General features: G+C 74.4%; 13 protein-coding genes. 4 read left to right on the forward strand and 9 right to left on the reverse strand.

Annotated features, from left to right (window positions below):
• Window positions 1-99 precede the first annotated feature (99 nt).
• From AC07BS_RS33695 to AC07BS_RS33705, 3 genes are read right to left on the reverse strand one after another with little or no spacing between them, the layout of a single operon-like run.
• Complete coding sequence (locus AC07BS_RS33695) at window positions 100-1,050, reverse strand: NAD kinase (RefSeq protein WP_478645034.1); 951 nt, start codon at window positions 1,048-1,050, stop codon at window positions 100-102.
• Window positions 1,047-1,853 (reverse strand): TlyA family RNA methyltransferase, encoded by an 807-nt coding sequence (locus tag AC07BS_RS33700; RefSeq protein ID WP_478645093.1) that lies wholly within the window; start codon window positions 1,851-1,853, stop codon window positions 1,047-1,049. The genes AC07BS_RS33695 and AC07BS_RS33700 overlap by 4 nt, the downstream gene beginning before the upstream one ends.
• A gap of 13 nt (window positions 1,854-1,866) precedes the next feature.
• Entirely contained in the window at window positions 1,867-2,124 is a 258-nt protein-coding gene (locus tag AC07BS_RS33705) for a hypothetical protein (RefSeq protein ID WP_478645035.1), read from the reverse strand.
• Window positions 2,125-2,193: 69 nt separating this feature from the next.
• On the opposite strand from AC07BS_RS33705, the gene AC07BS_RS33710 reads away from it, so the two are divergent.
• A complete protein-coding gene (locus AC07BS_RS33710) occupies window positions 2,194-2,541 on the forward strand; it encodes a sterol-binding protein (RefSeq protein WP_478645037.1) in 348 nt (115 codons plus the stop codon).
• Here the strand turns inward: AC07BS_RS33710 and AC07BS_RS33715 are convergent.
• From AC07BS_RS33715 to AC07BS_RS33725, 3 genes are read right to left on the reverse strand one after another with little or no spacing between them, the layout of a single operon-like run.
• Complete coding sequence (locus tag AC07BS_RS33715) at window positions 2,489-3,352, reverse strand: ABC transporter ATP-binding protein (protein WP_478935418.1); 864 nt, start codon at window positions 3,350-3,352, stop codon at window positions 2,489-2,491. The genes AC07BS_RS33710 and AC07BS_RS33715 overlap by 53 nt on opposite strands.
• 41 nt (window positions 3,353-3,393) lie before the next feature.
• A complete protein-coding gene (locus tag AC07BS_RS33720) occupies window positions 3,394-4,497 on the reverse strand; it encodes a FecCD family ABC transporter permease (protein WP_478645095.1) in 1,104 nt (367 codons plus the stop codon).
• A 32-nt stretch (window positions 4,498-4,529) separates the two neighbouring features.
• Window positions 4,530-5,600, reverse strand: coding sequence for a FecCD family ABC transporter permease (locus tag AC07BS_RS33725; protein WP_478935419.1), 1,071 nt, complete (start codon window positions 5,598-5,600; stop codon window positions 4,530-4,532).
• A 58-nt stretch (window positions 5,601-5,658) separates the two neighbouring features.
• On the opposite strand from AC07BS_RS33725, the gene AC07BS_RS33730 reads away from it, so the two are divergent.
• Together AC07BS_RS33730 and AC07BS_RS33735 are read left to right on the forward strand one after the other, a co-directional pair.
• On the forward strand, window positions 5,659-6,690 hold the full coding sequence (locus AC07BS_RS33730; protein ID WP_478645041.1) for an ABC transporter substrate-binding protein: 1,032 nt from the start codon (window positions 5,659-5,661) through the stop codon (window positions 6,688-6,690).
• Window positions 6,691-6,817: 127 nt separating this feature from the next.
• Window positions 6,818-7,660 (forward strand): siderophore-interacting protein, encoded by an 843-nt coding sequence (locus tag AC07BS_RS33735; protein ID WP_478935420.1) that lies wholly within the window; start codon window positions 6,818-6,820, stop codon window positions 7,658-7,660.
• 316 nt (window positions 7,661-7,976) lie between these two features.
• Here the strand turns inward: AC07BS_RS33735 and AC07BS_RS33740 are convergent, their stop codons facing one another.
• The gene (locus AC07BS_RS33740) at window positions 7,977-8,996 is read right to left on the reverse strand and encodes an HAD-IIA family hydrolase (protein ID WP_478645046.1); all 1,020 of its coding nucleotides are present in this window, start codon (window positions 8,994-8,996) and stop codon (window positions 7,977-7,979) included.
• 75 nt (window positions 8,997-9,071) lie between these two features.
• Between AC07BS_RS33740 and AC07BS_RS33745 the strand changes: the two genes are divergently transcribed.
• Window positions 9,072-10,376: a DUF1015 family protein gene (locus AC07BS_RS33745; protein WP_478935421.1), complete on the forward strand. Its 1,305-nt coding sequence runs from the start codon at window positions 9,072-9,074 to the stop codon at window positions 10,374-10,376.
• A 104-nt stretch (window positions 10,377-10,480) separates the two neighbouring features.
• Here AC07BS_RS33745 and AC07BS_RS33750 read toward each other — a convergent pair whose 3' ends face one another.
• Window positions 10,481-11,284, reverse strand: a complete 804-nt coding sequence (locus tag AC07BS_RS33750; protein WP_478935423.1) for a tetratricopeptide repeat protein — start codon at window positions 11,282-11,284, stop codon at window positions 10,481-10,483.
• Between the two features lie 50 nt (window positions 11,285-11,334).
• A partial coding sequence (locus tag AC07BS_RS33755) for a hypothetical protein (protein WP_478935422.1) occupies window positions 11,335-11,742 on the reverse strand: 408 nt, incomplete at its 5' end.

Here is an 11,742-nt window from a genome sequence, read left to right on the forward strand (position 1 = left end):
GGTGTCACCACCGTTCCGGGTGACGCCCGCGCCCGGCCGGCCGCCGGGGGCCGACCCCTTGGGGTGACAGGCCGAAACCATGATCACCACCACTGGTCGTCAGTGCGGCGCCCCGCGCCAGCCGGCGACCGGCAGCGCGAACTTCGCCACCAGCCGGTCCGTGAACGACGCGTGGTGCAGCCGGGCGAGCCGCACCGGGACGGCCCCGCGCCGCACCTCCACGCGGGCGCCGGCGGGCAGCTCCACGGTCCGCCGGCCGTCGCACCAGAGGACCCCGTTGGGGGTCTGCGGCTGGACCTCCACGGCCAGCACCGAGTCCGGCGCGGTCACCAGCGGCTTGGCGAAGAGGGCGTGGGCGCTGATGGGCACCATCAGCAGGGCCTCGACCTCGGGCCAGACCACGGGGCCGCCCGCGGAGAAGGCGTAGGCGGTGGACCCGGTGGGCGTGGCGCACACCACGCCGTCGCCGCCGAAGCGGGAGACGGGCCGGCCGTCCACCTCGGTGACGACCTCCAGCAGCCGTTCCCGGGCGGCCTTCTCGACGGAGGCCTCGTTGAGCGCCCAGTCGGTGTGCACGACGTGCCCGTCCGTGCGGACGAGGACGTCGAGGGTCATCCGCTCCTCGACCTCGTACTCCCGGGTCACCACGCGGTCGACGACCTTGTCGAGGTCGTCGCGCTCGGCCTCGGCGAGGAAGCCGACCCGGCCGAGGTTGACGCCGAGCATCGGCACGCCCGACAGCCGGGCGAACTCGGCGCCGCGCAGGAGCGTTCCGTCGCCGCCGAGGACGATGAGGAGCTCGCAGCCCTCCAGGACGTCCGGCCGGCCCGGTCCGCACTCGACGCGCTCGGCCGAGGGCGGCAGCGGCAGGTCGGCGGCCTCCTCGGCGAGGACCCGCACCCCGATGCCGCAGCGCAGGAGTCCCTGCACGACGAGTTCGGCACTGCGGATCGCCGCGGGGCGGCCCGTGTGCGCGAGCAGGAAGACGGTGCGTCCGGACGGGACGCCCGCTCCGGACGATGCTGCTGATAGTGCTTCTGAAGTGGTCAACGGGGCCCCTCCGCCACTGCACGGTCGACGTCCGCCGGGTCCAGTTCAGGCGCACCGGCGCGCAGCCACAGAAAGTACTCGACGTTGCCGGAGGGTCCCGGCAGCGGGCTGGCCGTGACACCCAGGACGCCCAGGCCGAGTTCGGCGGCGCGGGCCGCGACGGCGCGCACGGTCTCGGCGCGCAGCTGGGCGCTGCGGACGACACCGCCGGTGCCGAGGCGCTCCTTGCCGACCTCGAACTGGGGCTTGACCATCAGCACCAGGTCGGCGCCGGGCCCGGTGCAGCGCACCAGCGCGGGCAGGACGAGGCCGAGGGGGATGAAGGACAGGTCGCCGACGACGAGGTCCACCGGCTGGTCGTCGATCTGTTCCAGCGTCAGTTCGCGGACGTTGGTGCGGTCCTTGACGGTGACCCGGTCGTCGCTCTGCAGGGACCAGGCGAGCTGGCCGTAGCCGACGTCGACGGCGACGACGTGGGCGGCACCGGCACGGAGCAGGACGTCGGTGAAGCCGCCCGTGGAGGCACCGGCGTCCAGGGCGCGGCGGCCCTCGACCTTCAGACCGAGGGGCATGAAGGCGGCGAGGGCGCCGGCGAGCTTGTGGCCGCCGCGGGAGACGTAGTCGGGGTCGCTGTCGTCCTGCGTGACGACGAGGGCGGCGCTGGTCTCCACCTGGGTGGCGGCCTTGGTCGCCGTCGCACCGCCGACGGTCACCCGGCCTGCGGCGATCAGCTGGCTCGCGTGCTCGCGGGAACGGGCCAGCTTGCGGCGCACCAGCTCCGCGTCGAGTCGGCGGCGGGTCACTGCCACGGGCGGTTCAGCTCCTGTTGTCGTACGGACGCACGCCCGCCGCGGGCGGCGGCGGGCCGGGGCGCTGGTCGAGCGCGCCGAGCGCGTCGCGCAGCCCCTGGTGTACATCCTCGTACACCTGGAGGTGCCCGCTCGCGTCGAGGTGGTCGGCGTCGGCCAGCCGGGCCAGCAGCGTGTCCACGCCGGCGTCACCCGTCGGGGTTCGTTCGACACCGAGGGGCTGGGGCGGCCGGGGGGCCTGGGGCGGCTGCGTCGGGTCGGTCATGGTTCCGACGCTACCCCGTGCCGGGCGCTTCTCCTGTGTTGCGGGCCCGCGGGTGTACCGTCCATGGCGATGGCGACGATCGAGGAGTGCCGTGCGGCACTCGACCGGCTGGCGGAGAATCTCGCGGGCGCGAGCGACGGGCTCCGCGCGGCCGCCGCGCCCGACCGGTCGCTGAGCTGCCACGTCACGGATCTGGACGTCACCTTCGTGGGCCATCTGCGGGACGGCCGGCTCCGGGAGGTCCGTACGGTGAAGGGCGTCGCCGAGCCGCCGGCCGAGATCGGTCTGGAGATGACGGGCGACGACCTCGTGGCCCTGGTGGACGGGAAGCTGAACTTCGCGCGGGCCTGGGCCGGCGGCCGGGTCAGACTGAAGGCCGGGCTGCGGGACGTGCTGCGGCTGCGGTCGATCCTGTAGCCGCGGGAGCCGGGGCCGCCGCGGGAGCCCGCCGGCGCGCGGCCGGGACGACCAGGGGCGTGCCGGTCTGCGGGTCGTCGATGACCTGGCAGCGCAGCCCGAAGACCCGCTCCACGAGCTCGGCCGTGACGATGTCGCCGGGCGCCCCCTCGGCGACGACGCGCCCGTCGCGCATGGCGATCAGGTGGGTGGCGTAGCGCGCCGCGTGGTTGAGGTCGTGGAGGACGGCCACGAGGGTGCGGCCCTGGTTCTCGTGGAGTTCGGCGCAGAGGTCGAGGACCTCGATCTGGTGCTGGATGTCGAGGAAGGTCGTGGGCTCGTCCAGGAGCAGCAGCGGGGTGCGCTGGGCGAGGGCCATGGCGATCCACACCCGCTGGCGCTGGCCGCCGGAGAGCTCGTCGACATGGCGGTCGGCCAGGGCGGCGACGCCGGTCGAGGCCATCGACTCCTGGACGATCTCCTCGTCCTCGGGGGACCACTGCCGCAGCAGGCCCTGGTGGGGGTAGCGGCCGCGGGCGACGAGGTCGGCGACGGTGATGCCGTCGGGCGCCACCGACGACTGCGGCAGCAGGCCGAGCGTACGGGCGACCTTGCGCGCCGGGTACGAGCCGATGGCGGCGCCGTCGAGCAGCACGGAGCCCGCCTGCGGCTTGAGCATCCGGGACAGGGCGCGCAGCAGGGTGGACTTGCCGCAGGCGTTGGGCCCGACGATGACGGTGAAGGAGTTGTCGGGGACGGCGACGGAGAGGTTCTCCGCGATGACGCGTCCGTCGTAGGCGAGGGTGACGGACTCGGCGGACAGCCGGCTCATGGGGGTTCTCTCCGGTGTGGTGGTACGGGGGTGGTGCGTGCTCATATCCGCCCCGCGCGGCGCTCGGTGTACAGCAGCCACAGCAGGTAGCAGCCGCCGAGCATGCCGGTGAGCGCGCCGACGGGCAGCCGGTCGGCGCCGAAGAGACGCTGCGAGCCCCAGTCGGCGGTGACGAGGAGGGCGGCGCCGGTGCAGGCGGCGGCGGTGAGGTTGGGGCCGGGCGCGCGGGTGAGGCGCCGGGCGAGCTGGGGCGCGGCGAGGGCGACGAAGGCGATGGGCCCGGCGGCGGAGGTGGCGACGGAGGTCAGCAGGACGGCGCCGGCCATGGTGACCAGCCGGGTCCGTTCGACGGGCACCCCGAGGGCGTACGCGGCGTCGTCGCCCATCTCCAGCATGCGCAGGGCGCGGCCGTGGCCGAGGACGAGGGGGGCCAGCACGGCGCAGGCGGCCAGGAGCGGCCACACCTGCTCCCAGTCGCGGCCGCTGAGCGAGCCGACCATCCAGGTGGTGGCGCGGGCGGCGTCGGTGAGGTTGGCCTTGGTGAGGAGGTAGCCGATGACGGCGGTGAGGATGGCGGCCATGGCGATGCCGACGAGCACGAGCCGGTGGCCGTGGACGCCCTTCTTCCAGGCGAGCGCGTAGATGGCGGCGCCGGAGGCGATGCCGCCGGCGACGGCTCCGGCGGCCACGGCCGCGGGGTCGCCCCGGAGGAGGACGATGACGAGCAGCGCCCCGGCGGTCGCGCCCTGGCCGAGCCCGATCACGTCGGGGCTGCCCAGCGGGTTGCGGGAGACGGACTGGAAGACGGCGCCGGCCAGTCCGAGGGCGGCGCCGGCGAGCAGGCCGACCAGGACGCGGGGCAGCCGCAGGTCGTGGACGATGAACTCCTGCGCCGGGTCGCCGTCACCGGTCAGTACGCGCACGACGTCGGCGAACGACATGGGGTAGTCGCCGGTGCCGATGAGGGCGACGGAGGCGGCCAGCGCGGCGGCCGCGAGCAGCAGGACGACGAGCGCGGAGCGCGTGTTGACACGGATGGAGAGCGCGGCGCGCGCGTCGAGGCGGACGGAGAGCCCGCCGGGGGTACGCAGGGTTCTCGCGGCCTTCAGGGTCTTGGCGGCCTTCACGGTCTTCGCGGCCTTCAGGGTCTTCGCGGCCTTCAGGGTTTTCGCGGCCTTCACAGCTGGGCCATCCTCCGGCGTCGTACGAGGTGGATGAAGAGCGGTCCGCCGAGCAGCGCGGTGACGATGCCGACCTGGAGTTCGGAGGGGCGGACGACGACCCGGCCGACGATGTCGGAGCCGAGCAGCAGGACCGGGGAGAGGACGGCCGCGTAGGGCAGGATCCAGCGCAGGTCGGGGCCGGTGACGACGCGGACGACGTGCGGGACCATCAGCCCGACGAAGACGACGGGCCCGCAGGCGGCCGTCGCCCCGCCGCACAGCAGGGTGACGGAGACGAGGGCGAGGACGCGGGTGGCGGTGAGCCGGGTGCCCAGGGCGCGGGCCTGGTCGTCGCCGAGGGCCAGGGCGTTGAGCGGCCGGGCCAGGGCGAGGGCGAGGACGACGCCGACGGCGATGAAGGGCGCGACCTGGGTGACGACGCCGTCGTCGGCCGAGGCCAGCGAGCCGACGGTCCAGAAGCGCATCCGGTCCAGCGCCGCGGTGTCCAGCAACTGGACGGAGAAGACGTAGCCGTTGAGGGCCGCGGTCACGGCGGTGCCTGCGAGCGCGAGGCGTACGGGCGTGGCGCCCCGGTTGCCGCCCAGCGCGTACACGACGACGGAGACGACGGCGGCGCCGAGGAAGGCCAGCCACACGTAGCCCGTCAGTGAGGTGACGCCGAGGACGCTGATGCCGGTGACGACCGCGGCCGCGGCGCCGGCGTTGATGCCGAACAGCCCGGGGTCGGCGAGGGGGTTGCGGGTGAGGGCCTGCATGACCGTGCCGGCGAGGCCGAGCGCGGTGCCGACGAGCAGGCCGAGGAGGGTGCGGGGCAGCCGTACGTCACGGACGACCACGTCGGTCGGGTCGCCGGTGTAGTGGAAGAGCCCGTGCCAGACCTGGTCGACGGAGATCGCTTTGGCGCCCACGGCGACGGACGCGACGACGACCAGGAGCAGCGCGCCCACGGCGACGGCGAGGCCCGCGGCGAGCGGGACGGCGCGCCGGCGGGGCGGGGCGGCCGTCGCCTGCGTGGGGGGAGCGTCCGCGGAGGACGCTGCGGGAGGGGGACTGTCGACCAACACAAACAGTTAGGTTAGCCTACCCTCACATTCACCCCCCATGTGAGAGAAGCGCAACCCCATGAGCACCCCCCGCACCATAACCACCTCCCGCCGCGGATTCCTCGCCGCTGGAGGCGCCTTGGGCCTCGGCGCCCTCCTCACCGCCTGCGGGGGCGGCTCATCCGACTCGGGCAAGGACGCCGGCGGCTCCGGCGGCAAGGACGGCGCCTGGAGCTTCAAGGACGACCGCGGCACGACCGTGCGGACGCCGAGGACCCCCCGCCGGATCGTCGCCTTCACCGGAACCGCCGCCGCCCTCCACGACTTCGGCGTCGAGTGCGTCGGCGTCTTCGGCCCCACCAGGCTCGGCGACGGCAAGCCCGACCCGCAGGCCGGCGACCTCGACGTCGACAAGCTCACCGTCCTCGGCAACGCCTGGGGCGAGTTCAACATCGAGAAGTACGCGGGCCTCAGGCCGGACCTCCTCATCAGCAACATGTTCGAGCCCGAGGCCCTCTGGTACGTGCCGGAGGAGAGCAAGAAGAAGATCCTCGCCCTCGCCCCCAGCGTCGGCCTCACCTCCGCCCGGGTCTCCATGCTCGAGCCCATCAAGCGCTACGCCGCCCTCGCCGAATCCCTCGGCGCCGACCTGAGGGCCAAGAAGGTCACCGACGCCAAGGACCGCTTCGAGAAGGCCGCCGAGCGCCTGCGCAAGGCCGCCAAGGGCAACCCCGTCAAGGTCATGGCCGCCTCCGGCAGCGCCGACCTCTTCTACGTCTCCAACCCGGCCGTCAACGCCGACCTGATGTACTTCCGCGAGCTCGGCGTCGACCTCGTCGTCCCCGACAAGCTCGACAAGGGCGGCTACTTCGAGAGCCTCAGCTGGGAGAACGCCGACAAGTACCGGGCCGACCTCATCATCCTGGACAGCCGCACCTCCGCCCTCCAGCCCAAGGACCTCGCCGCCAAGCCCACCTGGGAGCAGTTGCCCGCCGTCAAGGCCGGCCAGGTCGCCCCCTGGCTCAGCGAGCCCCGCTTCTCCTACGCCGGCTGCGCCCCGCTCCTGGAGGACCTCGCCGCCGCCATCGAGAAGGCGAAGAAGGCCTCCTGACCGGGCGTCAACCAGCTGCCCCGGCCGTCCCGGCCCGACACCCCGGTCCGACACCCCGGCCCGACACCCCGCCCCGCCGACCACACCGCCGCACACCGTCGACCACACCGGAAGGACCGTCCCAGCGATGTCCGAAGCCCCGCCCCCGCCGCCCTACCGCTGGTTCGACCTCCACGTCCTGCGGACCGAGCGGATCGGCCCCTCGCTGATCCGCGTCACCTTCGGCGGCGACCACCTCGGCGAGATGGTCACCGGCGGCCGCGACCAGCGCTTCAAGCTGTTCCTGCCCCGCCCCGGACAGGACGCCCCCGTGCTGCCGGACGACCGGGGCGTGGGCTGGTACGCCGAGTGGCGGGTCCAGGACCCGGACATACGGGCCGTCATGCGCTCGTACACCGTGCGCGCCCTGCGTCACGACCCGGACGAGCTGGACGTCGACTTCGTCCAGCACGGCCACGGCGAGGGCACCGGCCACGACGGCCCCGCCTCCCTGTGGTCCCGCACCGCCCGCCCCGGCGACAAGGTCACCATTCTGGGGCCGATCGCCGAGGAGAACGGGGGCGTCGACTTCCAGCCCCCGGCCGGCACGGACTGGGTCCTGATCACCGCCGACGAGTCCGCCCTGCCCGCGGCCGCCGGCATCCTCGCCTGGCTCCCGGCCGGCACCCCCGCCAAGGTCTACATCGAGGTGGCCCACCCCGCCGACGTGGAGGACCTGCCCACCGCGGCCGACGCCGAGATCACCTGGCTCGTCCGCGACCCCGCCGGGCCCACCGTCCTCGACACGGTCCGCGCCGCCGGCCTGCCCACCGGCACGCCCTACGCCTGGATCGCCGGCGAGGCCGGCACGATCCGCTCCCTGCGCCGCCACCTCGTCGGCGAACGCGGCTTCGACCGCCGGGCCGTCACGTTCACCGGCTACTGGCGCCGGGGCGCGACGGAGGAGCAGCTCCTGGCGGAACTGGGCTGAAGAAGCCCCCCGCCGAACGACGAGGGCGGGGGGGGGGGGGGGGGGGAGGGGGGGGGGGGGGGGTTGGGGGGGGGGGGGGGGGGCGCGGGGGGGGGGGGGGGGGGGGGGGGGGGGGGGGGGGGGGGGGGGACGGGGGGGGCGTACCAACCCTGTTGGGAGGCCTGGCCCCCCCCCCCCCCCCCCCAACCCCCCCCCCCCCCCCCCCCCCCCCCCCCCCCCCCCCCCCCCCCCCCCTCACGTCATCCGGCTACCGGCTACCGGCTACCGGCTACCGGCTACCGGCTACCGGCTACCGGCTACCGGCTACTACCAGCCGCTACCAGCCCAGCCGGGCCAGCGCCTTCCCCGCGTCCAGCGCGCAGGAGCCCTCCCCCGCCGCCGTCCACGCGGCGGCGCACAGCGCCCGCAGCGCGTCGATCCGCTCCCCCTCGCCGTCCAGCACGAGCGCGTCCCCGTCGACCGACGCCGTCCAGCCCCCGCACCGCGCGTCGGAGGACACCGCCGGGTGCGGCACGAGCAGCCCCCGCAGATCCTCCGCCACGAACGTCGGCCGGTGCTCCGGCAGCGCCGCCAGCAGCTGCGCCGGCGTCGTCACACCCGTGAGCACCAGCAGCGAGTCCACACCCCCCGCGTGCGCGCCCTCGATGTCCGTGTCCAGCCGGTCGCCCACCACCAGCGGCCGCTCGGCACCCGTCCGCAGAATCGTCTCGCGGTGCATCGGCGGCTGCGGCTTCCCCGCCACCCGCGGCTCCGCACCGGTGGCTATCCGCACCACCTGCACCGCCGAACCGTTGCCCGGCGCGATCCCCCGGGCACTCGGAATCGTCAGGTCCGTGTTCGACGCGAACCACGGCAGCCCACGCGCCACCGCGTACGACGCCTCCATCAGCCGCGACCACGGCATCTCCGGACCGCCGTACCCCTGCGCCACGGCGGCCGGGTCGTCGTCCAGCGACTCCACCGGCACCAGGCCACGCTCCCGCAGCGCGACCCGCAGCCCCTCGGCGCCGATCACCAGCACCCGCGACCCGGCCGGCAGCTGATCCGAGATCAGCCGGGACACCGCCTGCGCCGAGGTGATCACATCGCCCGGCTCGGCCGGCACCCCCAGCTCGGTCAGGTGCGCCGCCACCGTCTCCGGCGTACGGGCCGCGTTGTTCGTCACGTACGCCAGGTGCATCCCGCCGTCCCGTGCCGACCCCAGGGACTCCACGGCGTACGCGATGGCCTCACCGCCCGCGTACACCACACCGTCGAGGTCCAGCAGCGCCGTGTCGTAGGCGGCGCTCAGCCGCCCCTCGCTGCCGCCGGGCCGGGTACGGACGGTCTGCTCCATGCTGTGCTCGCTCCTTGTGCTGTACGTCTCTTCCACGATCATTGCTCATCCCGCCCCGAGACATAACATTTCACAATGAGCACTCCAGGCCATGGCAACGGTGCCAACGGCAGCCCCGCGACGCAGGGGCTGCGTCTCGCCCCCTTCCGAGGGCTCCGCTACGTTCCCGAACGGGTCGGCAGCCTCGCGTCGGTCACCTCGCCACCGTACGACGTCGTCGTACGGCCCGACGGCCTGCGCCACCTGGAGACCGCCGACCCGCACAACATCGTCCGGCTCATCCTCCCCCAGGCCGCCACCGCCGCCGAACGCCACCGCCAGGCCGCCGCGACCCTCCGCCGCTGGCAGGAGGAACGCGTCCTGGCCGCCGACCCCGAGCCCGCGCTCTACGTCTACGAACAGCGCGGCGACGGCATCCTCCAGCGCGGCCTCATCGGCGCCCTGCGCCTCACCCCGCGCGAGGAAGGCGTGGTCCTCCCCCACGAGGACGTCATGCCGCACATCATCGAGGACCGCGCCGCCCTGATGCGCGACACCGGCGCCAACCTCGAACCCCTGCTCTTCTCCTACCGCGGCGGCGACGACGAGGAGGGCGCGGCCGGCGTCATCGAGCGCGTCATCGGCACCGAGCCCCTCCTCTCCACCGCCACGGACGACGGCTACGCCCACCGCCTCTGGTCGATCACCGACCCCGATGACCTCGACCGCATCGACCGGGACCTCGGCCGACGGCACGCCCTGATCGCCGACGGCCACCACCGCTGGGCCACCTACCTGCGCCTGCGCGCCGAGCAGCCGGCGCCCGGCCCGTGGGACTTCGGCCTCGTCCTGCTCGTCGACACCGCCCGCTACCCGCTGCGGGTCCGCGCCATCCACCGCCTGCTCCACCGGCTGCCGGTCGCCGAGGCCCTCGACCGGCTGGGCGGCGCCTTCCGCGTCCGCACCCTCCGCGTCCCGCTGCCGAACGCCCTGGAGGAGCTGGCCGCCGCGGCCCGGGAGCCCGGCAACGCCTTCCTGCTGGCCGGCGACGGCCACTTCCACCTGCTGGACCGCCCCGACCCGCGGCTGCTGGACCGTACGATCCCCGCCGACCGCCCGGCGGCATGGCGCGAGCTGGACGCGACGGTGCTGCACTCGCTCCTGCTGGAGCACCTCTGGCAGGTCCCGGACGACCCCGAGCACATCGCCTACATCCATGAGACCGCCGCCGCCGTCCAGCAGGCCGAGCGGCACGGCGGCACGGCCGTGCTGATGTACCCGGTCCGCGAGGACGTCGTACGGGAACTGGCCGAACAGGGCGTCACCATGCCCCGCAAGTCGACGTCGTTCGGCCCGAAGCCGGCGACGGGCCTGGTGCTGCGGAGCCTGGCGCTGAACTAGCCGAACCAGCCGGACAAACGCCGAGGGCGGTGTCCCCGATCACGAATGATCGGGGACACCGCCCTCGGTCGTCAGCGGCCGTCGGCGCGGCGCGCCCGGCTCAGTCAGCCCTGGTCGCCCTCGGCCTTGGGGGCCTCGGGAGCCTTGGGGGCCTCGGCGGGGGCCTCGGCCTCGACCTCGGTCTCCACCTCGGTCTCCGTCACGGCCTCGGCCTCGGCCTCGGCCTCGGCCTCGGCGGGAGCGTCGGTCTGGTCGTCGGCCTGGTCGGCGCTCTCGTCCAGGGCGTCCTTGAACTCGATGCCATCGAGCTCGGCGAGACGGTCGGAGGCGTTCGTGGTGCCGCCCTGGTCGGCCTCGAGGGCCTTGGCGAACCACTCACGGGCCTCGGCCTCCCGGCCGACCTCCAGCAGGGCGTCGGCGTAGGCGTACCGCAGGCGCGCGGTCCACGGCTGGACCGAGTTCGAGGCCAGCTCGGGGCTCTGCAGGGTGACCACGGCGGCCTCGGCCTGGCCCATGTCCTTACGGGCACCGGCGGCGACCAGGCGCATCTCGACCTGGCCGGCCTTGTCCAGCTTCTGCACCTCGGGCTCGCCGGCCATGGCCAGGGCGCGCTCCGGGCGGCCCATGCCGCGCTCACAGTCGGCCATGATCGGCCACAGCTCGACCGAGCCGGTCATACGACGGGCGGCGCGGAACTCGGCGAGCGCCTCGGAGTACTGGCCCGTGGCGTACGAGGCGAAGCCGGCGGCCTCACGGACGGCGGCGACGCGGGAGGCGAGCCGCAGGGCGACGCGGGAGTAGCCGTAGGCCTGCTCGGGCTCCTCGTCCAGCAGTCGGGCCACCATGACAAGGTTGCGGGCGACGTCCTCGGCGAGGGTCTTCGGCAGGCTCATCAGCTCCTGCCGCACGTCGGCGTCGATCTCCTCGCCGGTCACGTCATCCGGGATCGGAATCCGCTTCACCGGCTCCCGGTCGCCACGGTCCCGGTCACGGTCGTCACGGCGCCCGTAGCCACCGGAACGCTCGTCGCGGCCACCCCGGTAGCCACCGCCCTGACGGTCGTCACGGAACGAACGACGGGGACCACGGTCGCCACCGCGGTCGTCGCGACGGTCGTCACGGCGGTCATCGCGGCGGAAGCCGCCACGGTCGTCGTCACGGCGCGGGCCACGGTCGTCACGGCGGAAACCACCGGGACGCTCGTCACGACGGTCATCGCGGCGCTCGTCACGACGGAAGCCGCCACGGTCGTCATCGCGGCGACCGAAGCCACCACGGTCGCCACCGCGGTCATCGCGACGGAAACCGCCGCCGGGGCGCTCGTCACGACGCTCGTCGCGGCGGAAGCCGCCACGGTCGTCATCGC

Source organism: Streptomyces sp. NPDC044063 (assembly GCF_056434285.1).

Coding starts and splice junctions, on each gene's coding strand:
- AC07BS_RS33705 (WP_478645035.1), bottom strand. CDS start 2,124: ATGACCGACCCGACGCAGCCGCCCCAGGCCCCCCGGCCGCCCCAGCCC.
- AC07BS_RS33710 (WP_478645037.1), top strand. CDS start 2,194: ATGGCGACGATCGAGGAGTGCCGTGCGGCACTCGACCGGCTGGCGGAG.
- AC07BS_RS33715 (WP_478935418.1), bottom strand. CDS start 3,352: ATGAGCCGGCTGTCCGCCGAGTCCGTCACCCTCGCCTACGACGGACGC.
- AC07BS_RS33730 (WP_478645041.1), top strand. CDS start 5,659: ATGAGCACCCCCCGCACCATAACCACCTCCCGCCGCGGATTCCTCGCC.
- AC07BS_RS33735 (WP_478935420.1), top strand. CDS start 6,818: ATGTCCGAAGCCCCGCCCCCGCCGCCCTACCGCTGGTTCGACCTCCAC.
- AC07BS_RS33740 (WP_478645046.1), bottom strand. CDS start 8,996: ATGGAGCAGACCGTCCGTACCCGGCCCGGCGGCAGCGAGGGGCGGCTG.
- AC07BS_RS33745 (WP_478935421.1), top strand. CDS start 9,072: ATGAGCACTCCAGGCCATGGCAACGGTGCCAACGGCAGCCCCGCGACG.